The following is a 14,408-nucleotide window of genomic DNA, read 5'->3' as shown; positions in this document are numbered from 1 at the left end:
GGAATAATTTTATGTTAAAAACTTTTTTATTTTATGTAGTTTTTTTCTTGTACATGGTCTATTCATTAGTTAAAAAATTGAAGTTAGACAGAATTAGAAAAAGTGGTTCTGAAAAAGAAGCTGAAAATTATATATATATAGCTGTGAAAAAATGGTCTAATTTTATATTAAAGCTTATAAATGCATCTGTAAAAGTAACCGGTACAGAAAACATTCCACAGGTTCCCTGCCTTTTTGTTTCAAACCATCAAGGTTTTTTAGATATACCTATAATACTATCTTCTTTAGACAGGACTGTAGGATTTATAGCTAAAAAAGAACTAACGAAGTTCAAATTAGTTTCTTACTGGATGAAACAAATTAATTGTATTTTTATAAATAGAAATGATATAAGAGAATCAATAAAATCTATAAATAAAGGTAGTGAACTATTAAATAATGGACATAGTATGGTAATATTTCCTGAAGGCACCAGAAGTAAAGGCCCTAGAATAGGAGAATTTAAAAAGGGAAGTTTAAAACTGGCTTTAAAATCTAAAGTACCTATAGTTCCAATTGCTATAGATGGAAGTTATAAACTAAGAGAGGGAAATGCTCATTCTATGATAAAATCTGCAAATGTAAATATAACTATATGTAAGCCAATTTATACAGATTCTCTTTCGAGAGAAGAGAGAGAATCTTTAGCAGATAACATAAAATCAGAAATAAGTAAACATATTTATTTAGAAAATTAATATAGGATTCATAAAGGAGGACACTGAATGAAATTTATAAAAAAATACTTTAATATACTATCAATCGTATTTATTTTCATATTTCTAATGTCAGGATGTACAAATAATACTAATTCAAATACTAATTCCAACTACAGTGGACTTAAAGTTCATTATATAGATGTAGGACAAGGAGATAGTGAATTAATACAAGTAAATGGAAAAAACCTTTTGATAGATGCTGGCCCAAATGAAAGTAGAGACAAATTGATGTCTTATTTAAATAAACAAAATATTAAAAAACTTGACTATGTAATTGCAACCCATCCTGATGAAGATCACATAGGTGGCATGGGAAATGTAATAAAAAAATACACTGTTAATAAGTTTTATACTCCTAAAAAAATAGTTAATACAAAAACTTTTGAGTATATGATTCAACAATTAAAAAATAAAAATATGAAAATAGATGCTCCAACTCCTGGATTACAGTTAGACTTAGGTAAAAATACAACTGCAGAAATACTTGCACCTAATAGTAAGAGTTATCCAGATACAAATAATTATTCAGTAGTATTAAAACTAACTTATGGAAATACCAAATTTCTTTTTACAGGGGATGCAGAAAAAACAAGTGAAATGGAAATGATAGATAAAAATTATGATCTATCAGCTGATGTACTAAAAGTTGGTCATCATGGTAGTTCAAGCTCCACTTCACAACAATTTCTGGATAAAGTTAATCCTAAAATAGCAGTAATAAGTTGCGGAAAAAATAATAAATATGGACATCCACATAAAAAGACAATAAATAAACTTAAAAAGAAAAATATACAAATATATAGAACCGATATAAGTGGAACAATCATTCTCACTAGTAATGGCACTAAGATAAGTAAACAAGACTAACAATCACAGAAAGGAATTGCAATGGATACTCAAATTACATTAAAAAACAATTCAAGGATGAAAGGGATACTACTAGTAGTATCCGCTTCTATGCTTTGGGGTGTTTCAGGACCTGTAGCTCAATATCTTTTTCAAAAAAAAGATATTAGTCCAGAATGGCTTGTAGATATTCGTCTTTTACTGTCAGGATCACTCCTACTTATATTTCTATACTTAAAGAATGGTAAAAAAATCTTTAATATATGGAAATCTAAATACGGTAGGAGAAACATAATTTTCTTTAGTATCATAGGATTAATAGGCGTACAATATGGTTATTTTGCATCGATTAAATATGGGAATGCTGCTACAGCTACAATACTTCAATATCTGAGTCCAGTAATAATTGTATGTTATGTGTCCTTTAAATCTAAAGAACTTCCTACCTTAAGGGAAACATTATCAATCCTGCTGGCTTTATTAGGTACGTTCTTACTCATTACTAGAGGTAATATACATAGCCTAGCCATCTCCAACTTAGCTTTATTCTGGGGAGTTTTATCAGCATTTGCTGCTGCATTTTATGTAGTTCAACCTGTATATATTATTAAAAGATGGGGGTGTGATATTGTAATTGGTTGGGGAATGCTTTTAGGTGGAATATTCTTTAGCTTCGTTCATCCTTTTTGGAGAATACAAGGAGAATACTCTACTGATTCAATTTTAGCAATTACTTTTGTAGTTGTTTTTGGAACCCTTGTTTCCTTCTATTGGTATTTGGATAGTACAAGGTACATTAAAGCTTCAGAAACAAGTTTACTTTCTTGTTTAGAACCTATGTCTGCAACTACAGTGTCAATACTATGGCTTCACACTCCTTTTGGTATATTTGATATTATAGGAAGTATACTTATTTTAAGTACAGTTTTAATCTTATCTTACAATAAAAAGTCATAATAATAGGATACACTAATCAAGTAGGAGTTGAATAATTATTTTATTTAGCAGATTTCCCACACAGTTCAGTACATAGTGGTTCAAAAGAAATTAGTATACTAATAAATATACTTTAGATACAGAAACTAAATCTATTTCTTTAAGATACTTGTTAGTTAACGACTTAGATAATATAAGGCTATTGGATATTCTCCAATAGCCTTTCTTGTATGCATAGCCCACACATCTCCCGTATCAGACTTTCAGCAATAAGATTATACCCATGTCAAAAGCATAAATAAAGCAGATTAATTTTATTAATCTGCTTTCACATATATTCAAATTTATTAGTTTTTAATCTATAAAATAAAAAATGGCTCCGTGGAGAGGGCTCGAACCTCCAACCCTTCGGTTAACAGCCGAATGCTCAACCATTGAGCTACCACGGAACAATAATTTTTTCACCTGGCAGCGACCTATTCTCCCACAGGGCCTCCCCTGCAGTACCATCGGCACCCTGAAGCTTAACCTTCCTGTTCGGTATGGAAAGGGGTGTTACCTTCACGTCATTACCACCAGATCTTATTGACGAAAATTGCTATTTCTATCAATTTTCATATATATTAACTTTTAAGAGTTCAAATTACTCTGTCCTCTCAAAATTGCACAGTAAACTTTTTTTCTTTCGTTTTTATTTGGTCAAGCCCTCGACCTATTAGTATCAGTCAGCTTAACAGGTTGCCCTGCTTACACCTCTGACCTATCTCCTCGTGTTCTTCGAGGGGTCTTACTAGCTTACGCTATGGGAAATCTTATCTTGAGGTGGGCTTCACACTTAGATGCTTTCAGCGTTTATCCCTTCCCAACTTGGCTACCCAGCTATGCTCCTGGCGGAACAACTGGTTCACCAGCGGTCGGTCCATCCCGGTCCTCTCGTACTAAGGACAGCTCCTCTCAAATTTCCTGCGCCCGCGACGGATAGGGACCGAACTGTCTCACGACGTTCTGAACCCAGCTCGCGTGCCGCTTTAATGGGCGAACAGCCCAACCCTTGGGACCTACTTCAGCCCCAGGATGCGACGAGCCGACATCGAGGTGCCAAACCTCCCCGTCGATGTGAACTCTTGGGGGAGATCAGCCTGTTATCCCCGAGGTAGCTTTTATCCGTTGAGCGATGGCCCTCCCACGAGGTACCACCGGATCACTAAGCCCGACTTTCGTCCCTGCTCCACCTGTTTGTGTCGCAGTCAAGCTCCCTTCTGCCTTTGCACTCTTCGAAGAATTTCTAACCCTTCTGAGGGAACCTTTGTACGCCTCCGTTACTTTTTAGGAGGCGACCGCCCCAGTCAAACTGCCCGCCTAACATTGTCCCGTCTCCAGTTTCATGGAGCCCGGTTAGAATTCCAGTACTATCAGGGTGGTATCCCAACATCGACTCGGTAATGGCTGGCGCCACTACTTCCTAGTCTCCCACCTATCCTGTACAGACAATACCGAAATTCAGTGCTAAACTGCAGTAAAGCTCTACGGGGTCTTTCCGTCCAATCGCGGGTAGCAAGCATCTTCACTTGCACTTCAATTTCGCCGGATTTGTTGTCGAGACAGTGCTCAAATCATTACGCCATTCGTGCGGGTCGGAACTTACCCGACAAGGAATTTCGCTACCTTAGGACCGTTATAGTTACGGCCGCCGTTTACTGGGGCTTAAGTTCTGACCTTCGCTTACGCTAAGTCTTCCCCTTAACCTTCCAGCACCGGGCAGGCGTCAGCTCCTATACTTCAGCTTTCGCTTTAGCAGAAACCTGTGTTTTTGATAAACAGTTGCTTGAGCCTTTTCTCTGCGGCCACTTGCGTGGCTCCCCTTCTCCCTAAGTTACGGGGTTAATTTGCCTAGTTCCTTAACAACAATTCTTCCGATGGTCTTAGGATTCTCTCCTCACCTACCTGTGTCGGTTTGCGGTACGGGCACATAAAAACTTCATAGAGACTTTTCTCGGCAGCGTGAAATCAGGTACTTCCCCTTGCGGATTCCCCATAACACCTCATCATTGATATACCGGATTTTCCTGGTATACCTGACTCGATGCTTAGACATACATCCATTTGTATGCACACCTTATCCTCCTGCGTCATCCCTTTTGTCAAACGCTTTTATGCGGTATCGGAATTTCAACCGATTGTCCATCACCTACGCCTTTCGGCCTCGGCTTAGGTCCCGACTTACCCTGGGCGGACGAACCTTCCCCAGGAAACCTTAGGTTTTCGACCAATAAGATTCTCACTTATTTCTCGCTACTTATGCCAGCATTCTCTCTCCTGTACAATCCACCGTTCCTTCCGGTACGACTTCTACTCATACAGGATGCTCCTCTACCACTCTTTCGAGTCCACAGCTTCGGTGGTAAGTTTTAGCCCCGGACATTTTCGGCGCATGATCTCTTGACTAGTGAGCTATTACGCACTCTTTAAATGAGTGGCTGCTTCTGAGCCAACATCCTAGTTGTCTTAGAAATCACACATCCTTTCCCACTTAACTTACACTTTGGGACCTTAGCTGGTGGTCTGGGCTGTTTCCCTTTTGACCACGGATCTTATCATTCGCAGTCTGACTGCCGGAATTCAAGTATATGGCATTCGGAGTTTGATAAGGTTCAGTAACTGTTGTCAGCCCCTACCCCATTCAGTGCTCTACCTCCATTACTCATTTCCGACGCTAGCCCTAAAGCTATTTCGAGGAGAACCAGCTATCTCCGAGTTCGATTGGAATTTCTCCGCTATCCACAGCTCATCCCATGGTTTTTCAACACCAACGTGGTTCGGTCCTCCACGGAATTTTACTTCCGCTTCAACCTGGCCATGGATAGGTCACTCGGTTTCGGGTCTACAACATACAACTTTTCGCCCTTTTCAGACTCGGTTTCCCTCCGGCTCCGTACCTTAAGTACTTAACCTTGCTGCATATCGTAACTCGCTGGCTCGTTCTACAAAAAGCACGCCGTCGTACTTTACGTACTTCGACTGTTTGTGGACACACGGTTTCAGGTTCTATTTCACTCCCCTCCCGGGGTTCTTTTCACCTTTCCCTCACGGTACTCCTTCTCTATCGGTCACCAGGTAGTATTTAGCCTTGGGAGGTGGTCCTCCCTGTTTCCCACAAGGTTTCTCGTGTCTCGTGGTACTCTGGATTAGATCTGACTGCTCTTTGTTTTCATTTACAGGACTTTTACCTTCTACGGCGGAGCCTTCCAGCTCTCTTCAATTAACACTTCACAGTATTTATGACCTATCCGCAACCCCAGGAACAAGTTCCTGGTTTGGGCTCTTTCCCTTTCGCTCGCCGCTACTTAGGAAATCGATGTTTCTTTCTCTTCCTCCGGGTACTTAGATGTTTCAGTTCCCCGGGTTTGCCTCTACAAACCTATGTATTCAGTTTGCAGTACCTAGCGTTGTCTAGGTGGGTTTCCCCATTCGGATATCTCTGGTTCTCTGGCTATTTGCGCCTACCCAGAGCTTTTCGCAGCTTATCGCGTCCTTCTTAGGCTCCTGGTGCCAAGGCATCCTCCATGCGCCCTTTGTAGCTTGACCTTTATTATTGAAAATTACTTTTAGTAATTTTCTTTGTATCATCTACAAAGGTTATATTATAACCTTAGCTTTACTTTATTTCTTATTTACTGTGCAATTTTCAAAGGACAATTTTTCAATTTACATTATAAATTGAAAATGGTTTTCTAATGAAAACCTTTGGTGGGCTTAAATGGACTCGAACCATCGACCTCACGCTTATCAGGCGTGCGCTCTAACCAGCTGAGCTATAAGCCCTAAATGGTGGAGATAAAGAGATTCGAACTCTTGACCCTCTGCGTGCAAGGCAGATGCTCTCCCAGCTGAGCTATACCCCCAAAATATTTTTATTCTATTTTTGAAGAATCTATGATCCTTCAAAATTAAACAGAGTAGATTTTCTAACTTACTTAAACCATCAATTTATAAGATAGATTATACTCTATCTTTCGACTCCCTAGAAAGGAGGTGATCCAGCCGCAGGTTCTCCTACGGCTACCTTGTTACGACTTCACCCCAATTACTAACCCCACCTTCGGCCGCGTCCTCCTAAGTTAGACTACGGACTTCGGGTGTTGCCAGCTCTCATGGTGTGACGGGCGGTGTGTACAAGGCCCGGGAACGTATTCACCGCGACATTCTGATTCGCGATTACTAGCAACTCCAACTTCATGTAGGCGAGTTTCAGCCTGCAATCCGAACTGGGGGCAGTTTTTGAGGTTTGCTCCACCTTGCGGTCTTGCTTCTCTCTGTACTGCCCATTGTAGCACGTGTGTTGCCCTGGACATAAGGGGCATGATGATTTGACGTCATCCCCACCTTCCTCCGCGTTAACCGCGGCAGTCTTGCTAGAGTGCTCAACTAAATGTTAGCAACTAACAACAGGGGTTGCGCTCGTTGCAGGACTTAACCTAACATCTCACGACACGAGCTGACGACAACCATGCACCACCTGTATCCCTGCCCCGAAGGGCTTCTCTTATCTCTAAGATATTCAGGGTATGTCAAGTCCAGGTAAGGTTCTTCGCGTTGCTTCGAATTAAACCACATGCTCCGCTGCTTGTGCGGGCCCCCGTCAATTCCTTTGAGTTTTAATCTTGCGATCGTACTTCCCAGGCGGAGTACTTATTGTGTTTACTGCGGCACAGAAGGGGTCGATACCTCCTACACCTAGTACTCATCGTTTACGGCGTGGACTACCAGGGTATCTAATCCTGTTTGCTACCCACGCTTTCGTGCCTCAGCGTCAGTTACGGTCCAGAGAATCGCCTTCGCCACTGGTGTTCTTCCTAATCTCTACGCATTTCACCGCTACACTAGGAATTCCATTCTCCTCTCCCGCACTCTAGATATCCAGTTTGAAATGCAGTGCCCGGGTTAAGCCCGGGTATTTCACATCTCACTTAAATATCCGCCTACGCACTCTTTACGCCCAGTAATTCCGGACAACGCTCGCCACCTACGTATTACCGCGGCTGCTGGCACGTAGTTAGCCGTGGCTTCCTCCTTGGGTACCGTCATTATCGTCCCCAAAGACAGAGCTTTACAATCCGAAAACCTTCTTCACTCACGCGGCGTTGCTGCATCAGGCTTTCGCCCATTGTGCAATATTCCCCACTGCTGCCTCCCGTAGGAGTCTGGACCGTCTCTCAGTTCCAATGTGGCCGATCACCCTCTCAGGTCGGCTACGCATCGTCGCCTTGGTAGGCCGTTACCCTACCAACTAGCTAATGCGCCGCGGGTCCATCTCAAAGCGGATTACTCCTTTAAATCAGTCTCCATGTGAAAACTGATTATTATGCGGTATTAATCTCCCTTTCGGGAGGCTATCCCCCTCTTTGAGGTAGGTTACCCACGTGTTACTCACCCGTCCGCCGCTAATCCACTCCCGAAGGAGCTTCATCGCTCGACTTGCATGTGTTAAGCACGCCGCCAGCGTTCGTCCTGAGCCAGGATCAAACTCTTAATTTAAAAGTTTATATGGCTCTATAGAAAATTGATATTAACTTCGCCCAGCTTCGTCAAATACTTCACTCCGGTGCTCAATTACGTTAGTAAGTTCCGCTCCTCGTTCAGCATTTTCCTCGCTGTACTCGTTACTATCAATTTTAGTATATTACTTTCAGTTATCACTGATCATAATACACCAAATTACGAAATTACTTTTTTAGCTGCTCTCGCAGCTCAAAAGAATTGCTGGTTTATTCTAAATAAGTTGTACTTATATCTTCCTCTGTTTAATTTTCAAAGATCATTTTGCCGTCTCACTTCGACAGCTTTTATAGTTTATCACGTCTTTTTTATTTTGTCAACATCTTTTTTTCTACTAACAAAATATAAATTTACGCGGCTCTCAAGCAACATTTATCAACTGCTCAAGCAACGTATGTAATCTTATCATATTTCTTATAACACCACTGATGTCTTATATTCAAATACTACAAATTATATTGTAAATAATCAATATTTCCCTCTTATACTTAATATTTCGCACATAGATACACCCGGTAGAGATTATACTGATTTTAACCTAATTACAGTGTTTATCCGCTAACTATCCTCTCTAATACTCTCATGCACTCTGTAAAAGCAACTATCATCAGATCAAAGATACCGAGAAGCCTGTTAATAATCATTAGATAAACTTATTTTTGTTTTGAATCGCTACATCATTGAAAAACATATTCCTCTTTTTATATAATAATTGTAGGATTATCAATGAATATTACTTAGTGGGAAAAGCAGATATCCCAAATCTCTGATTTGGTGATAGTCGCTTTCGCTGTGTGCAAGCAGATATTCCAAATCTTTGATTTGGTATAGTCGCTTTCGATGTGTGCGTGGGAGTGTTACAGTAGCTAGCCATCAGACAAAATTAATGAAACGAGGGTATCCAAATGAATATATCTAAAATACTTGTTATAGAGGATGATGAAGAAATAAACAACTTAATCTATAATACTTTAAAAAATGAAAATTATAATATAGTACAAGCTTTTGACGGAAAAGATGCACTTGAGAAATACGACAATACTTTTCAATTGATTATTCTAGATTTAATGCTTCCTTATATAGATGGTATAGAAGTTTTGAGAAAAATACGAGAAAATAGTACTGTACCCGTTATTATTCTTTCCGCTAAAAATGAAGAAACCGATAGAGTTATAGGGCTCAGCATGGGTGCTGATGATTATATGATAAAACCATTTTCCACAAGAGAACTTGCAGCTAGAGTCAAAGCTCAGCTTAGAAGATATATATACTACAATAATGTTCATGATAAAAATCCAACTTTAACATATAAATCTTTAAAATTAGATACTTCGAATCATAAGTTCTTTAAAGAAGACAAAGAACTAAACTTGACTCCAAAGGAATTTGAGCTTCTAAAGTTTTTTCTTAAAAATCCTGATAGAGTTTTTACAAAAGCACAAATATTTAATGGAGTTTGGGAAAATGACTATTTGCACGATGATAATACTGTAATGGTACATATTAAGAGGCTTAGGAACAAAATTGAAGATAATCCAAACAACCCTAAATACATAGTTACTGTATGGGGAATAGGATATAAACTTGGTGAATAATATGAGTATATTAAATTGCGTTTTAATATTCATAATAATTTTTCTAATACTTATACTAATGAGCTTTTATAAAAAAGCAAATTATATTTCAATAGTCATTGATCAAATATTAAATGGAAATTTGAATCAAAGGATAAGAACACAAACTCATGTAAGAACTTTAAGTAAACTGATTATAAATATAAATAGGTTGATAAACAGGCTTCAAAAAGTACAGGACAAAAGTAATACAAGTGAAGAATCTCGTAAAAGGATGATATCAAATATATCACATGATTTAAGAACACCACTCACATCAATCCTTGGGTATATAGAACTACTGTTAAATGATACCACCTTAACACTAGCTGAAAAAGAACGTTATATGAAAATAGCTTACAGTAAGGGAATTTACCTCTACAATTTGATAGAAGAATTTTTTGAAATTTCAAAGATGGACTCAAATGACTTCAAACTTGATGTAAAAGAAATAAATATATGTGAAATTGTAAGACAAAACATATTACTTTTCTTTAGTGAATTTAAAAAGATAAATATTGAACCTGAATTAAAGTTTGAAAAAGATGATGTTTATGCTGTGGCAGATGAAAAATCACTAAACAGAATTTTAGCAAATCTCATAAATAATGCATTAAAGTACGGCTCACATGCCACTAAAATAGGTATTGATTTAAGCTGTGACAATGATAATGTTTTTATTTCCGTATGGGACAATGGACCTGGAATACCTAAAGAAGATTTGCCTTATGTATTTGATAGATTGTATACCGTAGAAAAATCCAGAAAGTTAAATTTAAAAAGCAGTGGATTGGGACTTACAATAGTAAAAAAGTTGGTTGAATCATTAGGTGGAAACATTTTTGTATCCAGCACTCCTTTTGAAAGAACAGAATTTAAATTTACGCTGAAGCAGAATTTAAGAAAATTGTAAGAACTTATTAAATAGCATGTAAGGATTATGTTGTATATTATAGACATAGTCCTTTTTTATTAAATGTTAATGGAGGTATCGTGATGGACGACATTCTTAAAACTTACAATTTAACAAAAGAATTTAAACACTTTTGTGCAGTTAAAAATTTGAATATACACATAAAAAAAGGTGATATATATGGATTTCTTGGACAAAATGGTGCTGGAAAAACTACAACCATAAGAATGATTATGGGACTTATAAAACCGACTTCTGGAGAAATCGAACTTTTTTCTGAGAAAACTTCAAATAGAAAAGTGCTGGAGAGAATAGGTTCAATGATAGAATATCCAGGATTTTATCCAAATCTTACAGCAGGTGAAAACTTGGAAATACACAGGCGGATGATGGGAGTCCAGGGCAAGAATTGCATAGATGAAACCTTAAAAGTAGTAGGTATAAGTGATGTTAAAAATAAAAAAGTAAAAGAATTTTCACTTGGTATGAAACAAAGGCTTGGAATTGCAAGGGCACTTTTACATCATCCTGAATTTTTAATATTGGACGAACCAACTAATGGGCTTGATCCTATAGGAATTAAAGAAATAAGAGAACTTATTATAGACTTATGTAAAAAACAAGGTATTACGTTTTTAATATCAAGTCATATATTAAGCGAAGTTCAACAGATGGCAAATAAGATAGGCATAATTCATAAAGGAGAGCTCCTAGAAGAAATATCCTATGACGAACTTCAAAGAAGAAACAGACATTATATAAATATCAAAGTGAATAATGATAAAAAAGCTTCTTTCATCCTTGAAGAAAAACTTGGAATAAAAGATTATGTCATATGGGGAAAAAATAATTTTAGGGTTTATGAAAAGCTTCAGGAAATTTCAAATATAAATAAAGCTTTAGTTTCAAATGATTTACTTGTAGATGAAATATGTTTAAAAGTGGACAGCCTGGAAGATTATTTTATAAAGCTTACAGGAGGCAATTAAATGTTTAATATAGTATACTCTGAATTTTTAAAGCTTAAAAAGTCATATCTAGTAATTATAACTTTAATTGCTGCTATTTTTGTTCCAATACTTGAATGTATACAAGCACTTTCAAACAACTATAGAGGTAGTTCAGAAACACTAAGAAATACTTTATTTATGAATTATAGGGTAAACATAGAAGTGATTTGTTTTCAGTTTTTATATATAGTTTTTTTCTCATTAATAGCAAGTTATGTTTTCTCAAGAGAATTTACAGATAAAACTGCAAATACTTTATTTATTTATCCATCTTCTAGAATAAAAATTTTCATTGGAAAATTAATTACAGTGTATATAATAATTGCATTTGCATATTTCATTCAATCTATATCCACATATTTGACACTTTATATATCATGGGGAAATTTACTTCCATCTTATCTTATTGTTAAAGATATAGAAGTCAACTTATATTCCATGCTATTTCAGTTTTTGCTAATACCGATTCCAATATTAATTGGGAACTTAACAAAGAACATTATCTTTCCTGTAATATATGGCATACTTGGAGCTGTATCTTCTGCATTTATGATGCTTATGGGCATATATATGCAGGTGGACCCACTCATGCTTCCCGCATTACCCATATACTACTTTTATAAAGGTGATCCAATTGATTATGTACTTGTAATTTCAAGTGCAGTTTTAACTTTTGGTGTATCTATATTTCTATGTTTATATCACTATATTAATGGAGATATAAACTAATTTTAATGGAGGAATTCTAAAATGTTAAATATGATATGCTCAGAATTTTTTAAATTGAAAAAGACTTGCATTGCACCTCTTGTTTTGATTGGCGGAACAATTATGACAATACTTATGTTTGCTGCAAGACATATAACTGAAGTTAACATGTCTTTTGAAAAATATGCTTACAATATAGAACAGACAAATTTTATAATGTTGTTTATAGTTTTATTTTCAATAATATCGGCATATGTATTTTCAAGGGAATTTACAGATAAGACAGCTAATGTATTATACGCTTATCCAGCAAGCAAATCAAAAATTTTCATGTCAAAATTGGTTGTAATATATATATTGATTTTTTTAACATATGTTATCGAAATCATATCAATACCATTAAGCTATTACTTTTTAAATGGAAATTTACCCGAGATAAATGTTATAACAAAGGATTTAAAAGCAAATATATTATCTATGTTATTTCAATTTTTATTAGTTCCAATTCCTGTATTAATTGCAAACTTGAGCAGGAATATTATAATGCCAATGACTTATGGTATATTAGGGTTTATTTTGTCATGTCTACTTAGAACTCAGTCTTTTTCATATTGTGCAAAATATATTCCGCTACTATCACCATGGCTTTCAGTAGATTATTTTTATTCAAATGCACATGTTGATTTGGATTATCGTGTTGATTTGAATTATATTATAATTTCAAGTGTTTTGTGTTTTATATTTTTTATAAGTATTTCTATATACGAATTTAACAAAAAGGATATAAATTAAAAGGAGTTAACGATGAATAAATTTGTAAAATTAGTTTTTGGTTTTATACTATTTTCTTTTGCTATAGCTGCTGCAGGATGTGAATCTGAGTATCTAGGTGGAGATAGAAATACAAAGTGGAAAAAAGACTTAAGTTATATGCAAAAAGCTCTTCCTAAAAAACATGTAAATTTATTTTTTAAAATAAATGAAGAAAAGTTTAATGATGAAATAAATACACTAAAAAATTCAGTAGATAATTTAAATGACGATGAAATAGCTGCTGGTATCTATAAAATAACTGCATCCATAGGAGATTCACATACATCTGCATATAAGGAAACCTTAAATGCATATCCAATGGAATTTTACTATTTTAAAGAAGGTGTATATGTTGTAAATACTACAAGTGAGTACAAAAAAGCTCTTTATGCCAAACTCATAAAGATAAATGGTAAAGACATAAAAAATATCCAAGAAGCGATTTTACCTTTAATAGTAAATGACAACGAAGGAATGGTTAAAAAGAGTGTGCCCAAGTATTTGTCAAATCCTGAAATTGTCCATGGCATAAAAGTTGTATCTGATACAAATAAAGCAGTCTTTACTTTTCAAGACAGTAATGGAAAAATTTTTAATTTAAATGTAAGTTCTATGGATAAACACAAAATTAGTGAAAAGTTTATCGTAAATGAAACATACAATAGTTCATATCCACTTTATATGCAAAAGAAAAATTTAAATTACTGGTATAAATATTTAAGTGATGAGAAGACAGTTTATTTTAAATATAATAAGTGCCAAAGTGACGAGGACTCAGGTAAATCCATAGAAGATTTTATAGCTCAAATGTTAAGCTTTATGAATACACATACTGTAGATAAATTTGTAATTGATATGAGAGATAATTCCGGTGGAAGTGATAAATATATAAAACCAATTATAGACTGGCTTAAAAATAAAAAGTTAAATAATAAAAATCACCTATTTGTGATAGTTGGAAGGAATACCTTTTCATCCGCAATAGTTGATACTAGCCTATTAAAAAAGGATACTAACGCAACTTTTGTAGGGGAAACTACTAGTGGTAAACCAAATCACTATGGTGCTGTAAAGGAATTTGAACTTCCAAATTCAAAGATGGAAATAAGTTATTCCACACAGTTTAATAAAAGTTCCAATAACAACAGCAGCACTTTTGCACCTGATAAGATAATTGAATTGTCTATAAAAGATTACATGAATAAAACTGATCCTGTTTTAAATTACATCTTAAAATTTTAAGGGAATGGGTATA

At 35.9% G+C, this 14,408-nt stretch carries 9 protein-coding genes, 3 tRNA genes and 3 rRNA genes; 9 read left to right on the top strand and 6 right to left on the bottom strand.

Going from position 1 to position 14,408, the window contains the following annotated elements:
- Positions 1-11 precede the first annotated feature (11 nt).
- From CLJU_RS03245 to CLJU_RS03235, 3 genes are read left to right on the top strand one after another with little or no spacing between them, the layout of a single operon-like run.
- Complete coding sequence (locus tag CLJU_RS03245; protein ID WP_013237330.1) at positions 12-737, top strand: lysophospholipid acyltransferase family protein; 726 nt, start codon at positions 12-14, stop codon at positions 735-737.
- Positions 738-764: 27 nt separating this feature from the next.
- Positions 765-1,625, top strand: a complete 861-nt coding sequence (locus CLJU_RS03240; RefSeq protein WP_013237329.1) for a ComEC/Rec2 family competence protein — start codon at positions 765-767, stop codon at positions 1,623-1,625.
- 21 nt (positions 1,626-1,646) lie between these two features.
- A complete protein-coding gene (locus tag CLJU_RS03235) occupies positions 1,647-2,561 on the top strand; it encodes a DMT family transporter (protein WP_013237328.1) in 915 nt (304 codons plus the stop codon).
- Between the two features lie 353 nt (positions 2,562-2,914).
- Here the strand turns inward: CLJU_RS03235 and CLJU_RS03230 are convergent.
- The 6 genes from CLJU_RS03230 to CLJU_RS03205 all read right to left on the bottom strand — a co-directional run bounded on the left by CLJU_RS03230 (position 2,915) and on the right by CLJU_RS03205 (position 8,075).
- A tRNA-Asn gene (locus CLJU_RS03230) sits at positions 2,915-2,989 on the bottom strand.
- 14 nt (positions 2,990-3,003) lie between these two features.
- A 5S ribosomal RNA gene (gene rrf, locus CLJU_RS03225) occupies positions 3,004-3,120 on the bottom strand.
- Between the two features lie 115 nt (positions 3,121-3,235).
- Positions 3,236-6,125, bottom strand: a 23S ribosomal RNA gene (locus CLJU_RS03220).
- A gap of 160 nt (positions 6,126-6,285) precedes the next feature.
- Positions 6,286-6,362: transfer RNA gene (locus CLJU_RS03215), tRNA-Ile, on the bottom strand.
- A gap of 4 nt (positions 6,363-6,366) precedes the next feature.
- Positions 6,367-6,442 (bottom strand) — tRNA-Ala (locus CLJU_RS03210).
- Positions 6,443-6,565: 123 nt separating this feature from the next.
- A 16S ribosomal RNA gene (locus CLJU_RS03205) occupies positions 6,566-8,075 on the bottom strand.
- The 16S, 23S and 5S rRNA genes sit together here with 3 tRNA genes alongside, the layout of an rRNA operon.
- 926 nt (positions 8,076-9,001) lie before the next feature.
- Here CLJU_RS03205 and CLJU_RS03200 point away from each other — a divergent pair.
- From CLJU_RS03200 to CLJU_RS03175, 6 genes are all read left to right on the top strand, one after another.
- Complete coding sequence (locus CLJU_RS03200; protein WP_013237327.1) at positions 9,002-9,691, top strand: response regulator transcription factor; 690 nt, start codon at positions 9,002-9,004, stop codon at positions 9,689-9,691.
- Position 9,692: 1 nt separating this feature from the next.
- The gene (locus tag CLJU_RS03195) at positions 9,693-10,622 is read left to right on the top strand and encodes a sensor histidine kinase (protein WP_013237326.1); all 930 of its coding nucleotides are present in this window, start codon (positions 9,693-9,695) and stop codon (positions 10,620-10,622) included.
- Positions 10,623-10,705: 83 nt separating this feature from the next.
- A complete protein-coding gene (locus tag CLJU_RS03190) occupies positions 10,706-11,611 on the top strand; it encodes an ABC transporter ATP-binding protein (RefSeq protein ID WP_013237325.1) in 906 nt (301 codons plus the stop codon).
- Entirely contained in the window at positions 11,612-12,361 is a 750-nt protein-coding gene (locus CLJU_RS03185; RefSeq protein ID WP_013237324.1) for an ABC transporter permease, read from the top strand.
- Between the two features lie 21 nt (positions 12,362-12,382).
- Complete coding sequence (locus tag CLJU_RS03180) at positions 12,383-13,132, top strand: ABC transporter permease (RefSeq protein ID WP_013237323.1); 750 nt, start codon at positions 12,383-12,385, stop codon at positions 13,130-13,132.
- Between the two features lie 12 nt (positions 13,133-13,144).
- A complete protein-coding gene (locus tag CLJU_RS03175; protein WP_013237322.1) occupies positions 13,145-14,395 on the top strand; it encodes a S41 family peptidase in 1,251 nt (416 codons plus the stop codon).
- Positions 14,396-14,408: the final 13 nt, after the last annotated feature.

This window comes from Clostridium ljungdahlii DSM 13528 (assembly GCF_000143685.1).
Taxonomy (GTDB): Bacteria; Bacillota; Clostridia; order Clostridiales; family Clostridiaceae; genus Clostridium_B; species Clostridium_B ljungdahlii.
The sequence above is the reverse complement of the archived record's forward strand: the minus strand, read 5'-3'. Positions and strand labels throughout refer to the sequence as shown.